General features: G+C 40.7%; 2 protein-coding genes. Both read left to right on the top strand.

Going from position 1 to position 2,772, the window contains the following annotated elements; translation table 11 throughout:
• Window positions 1-93 precede the first annotated feature (93 nt).
• Window positions 94-1,110, top strand: coding sequence for a flagellar assembly peptidoglycan hydrolase FlgJ (gene flgJ / locus H5072_RS16155; RefSeq protein WP_182694101.1), 1,017 nt, complete (start codon window positions 94-96; stop codon window positions 1,108-1,110).
• A gap of 1 nt (window position 1,111) precedes the next feature.
• Window positions 1,112-2,772 (top strand): flagellar hook-associated protein FlgK (gene flgK / locus H5072_RS16150; RefSeq protein WP_182694100.1); only part of this gene is annotated, 1,661 nt, incomplete at its 3' end.

Below are 2,772 nucleotides of genomic sequence, written 5' to 3'. Positions count from 1 at the left end.
CTTAAGTTTATTATTTTTATCTTCCTTGTTTTATCGGTAGTGGCTCAATTTTTGCATTTTTAACTGCATTATTCATTTTGTGTCAAAAAGCCGATGGAAACTAATCACCTCGATAAACAAAACTTTTTTGATTTAGGCAACTTAGATTCACTTCGTAAAGAAGCCTTAACGAGTGGCGATGCATCAACTGATGCTTCTAAAGCTGCGCTCAAAAAAGCGGCCGCACAATTTGAAGCTATTTTTACGCAAATGTTGCTCAAAGGAATGCGCAAAGCTAACGAAGCATTTGAAGACAAAGACAGCCCATTTAATTCAAGTGGCGTAAAGTTTTTTGAAGAAATGCACGATCAGCAACTTTCTACAGAGCTTTCATCAAATGGCTCGTTAGGCCTTGCCGATTTAATTGTTCAGCAGTTATCGCCTGAGTCTAAAAACTTTATGCCAGGCTCGGTGCTTAGAACAACCAACGATATTTTCAGCGATACGCAAGTCGGATCAGCTCTTCCTCATGAGCAAAAAAATAAGCAACCCGATCTTATCGTTAAGAGTACTAAAGCCGATATTGCTGAGCCTAAAGTCGATACTGCAGAGTCTAAAACCGATAGCCCAACATTTAAAAATGCAGAAGAGTTTATAAGTTCAGTGTGGGAACACGCTAAAACTGCAGCGCAAAAAATAGGTTTAAACCCAGCGGTAATGGTTGCTCAAGCGGCACTTGAAACCGGTTGGGGTAAACACATTATTAATAAAAGTGACGGTGGCAGCTCAAATAACTTATTTAATATTAAGTCGGATAAAAGCTGGGAAGGCGATAAAGCAAGCAAAGTAACGCTTGAGTTTGAGCAAGGCACACCCGTTAAAAAACAAGCCAGCTTTAGAGCCTACGATTCAATTAAAGATAGCGTGAACGACTTCGTTGATTTTTTAACGCAAAACCCACGCTACAAAGAAGCATTACAAAATACAGCAAAACCAAATGACTTTTTAGATTCATTACAAAAAGCAGGTTATGCAACCGATCCAAATTATGCCAGCAAAATAAAAAAAGTGCTCAATAGCAGTCAGCTAAAAGACATTGCGGCAAACGTGATCCGCCAAGGAGTAGAGTAACATGTCGTTTAATTTATTGAACATTGCCAGTTCTGGGGTTAGAGCAAGCTCGGAGCTATTGCAAACGACAAGTAAAAATATTGCCAATGTAAATACCGTAGGCTACGTACGTGAGCGTACTGAATTTACCACTATGGTTGATAACCAAGTAGGGCGAGGCGAAACATACCGATTACTAAACGAGTTTGCTCAGTCACAGCTAAATCGTGACACCTCTAATAAATCGTTTTTTGATCAATTTGTTACTGAGGCAAATCGAGTTGATACTATTTTTTCTGAAGAGTCGAACAACCTTTCGACCGGAATTAACTCTTTATTTAATAACGTGCAAGAAGCGCTAAATCAGCCGTCGTCTACCGTTGCCCGCTCATTAGTAATGACAGATGCGCAAAGCTTAATTGATCAAATGGATAGACTTTCGGGCATCGTGCTTGATCAAAAAAGTATAGTAAACGAGCAGCTCGAAATATTTTCAGATGAAGCAAACTCACTAATTCAAAGTATTAGCACGCTAAATCAAAATATTGCAGCAGTTAATGGCACTAATAACGCCGCAGATGCGAGCTCTACCTATAACGAACGCGATAAAGCAATACGCGACTTATCAGAGCTAATAGACATAGAAACGCTTGATGGTCCAAATGGCGAAAAACTCGTTTTTATGGGCACAGGCGAAGCGGTGGTTATGCAAAATGGCGCATTTAACTTATTTTCGATGACAGGGGATCCTGATCCTAACTTTAAAGAATTCACGCTTGACGTTAATGGTGGCAAAGCAGTGCCGCTTGAAGTTGATGTAAGTAAGCTTAAAGGCAAAATTGGCGGCTTACTTGCTTTTAGAGATGACATATTAGTCCCTGCGCAAAACCAAATTGGCCAAATGGGCTTAGCGATAGCTGATGCATTTAACGAACAAAACAAATTGGGTATGGATGCAACAGGTCAGCTAGGTGGTAATATTTTTAATATTCCTACCGTTGGCGCTTATGCGTATCAAGCTAACACAGGTACTGCCGGTATGACTGCAACGGTAGAGCCAGGTAAGGGCAGTGAACTCCCTGCCAGTGATTTTATTATTACCTATACAGGCAATGCTAATGAAGTAAGTATTCAGCCTATAGATAACAAAGGGGATCCGCTGGGGCAGCCTTCACTTGCTGATATATCGTCAGGTGTTATTGATTCATCGACTATTACCTCAGGCGAATCATTTGGTCTTCAAGTAAATGTATCTGGGGCAGGTGTTGAGGGTGATCAATTTCAAATAAAGCTTAATTCAGATGCTGCTTCAAGTATTACACTTGCAACAGGGCGCGCAGAAGATTTAGCACTAGCATCGCCAATCCGTACTGCTAACGATTTAAATAATATAGGCACCGCTACTATTTCAGCGGGAGAAGTAACAAGTGTTACCTCCGGTGGTTTTACTACAGCACCAGGCTTAACGAATGGCGAAATAACGCTTCTTAAAACAGGTAATGCTAACGAATATCAAATTACGGATAATAGCGGAACGAGTACTTTTACTATTACGCCTCCTGCAAAAGGAATGTTATCGCAAGCGGGCGCTCCATTTGATACCTACGGATTCGATTTTGATATAGAAGGTACACCAGCAACAGGCGACACCTTTACACTTGAGTTTAATGAAGGCGGCTTTGA

Origin of the sequence: Pseudoalteromonas sp. SR45-5, assembly GCF_014163565.1 — a bacterium.
Classification (GTDB): domain Bacteria; phylum Pseudomonadota; class Gammaproteobacteria; order Enterobacterales; family Alteromonadaceae; genus Pseudoalteromonas; species Pseudoalteromonas distincta.
This window is presented reverse-complemented; position numbering and strand designations above follow the sequence as displayed.

What these genes read in the sequence shown, in the direction of transcription:
- flgJ (WP_182694101.1), top strand. Translation starts at nt 94, where the DNA reads ATGGAAACTAATCACCTCGATAAACAAAACTTTTTTGATTTAGGCAAC.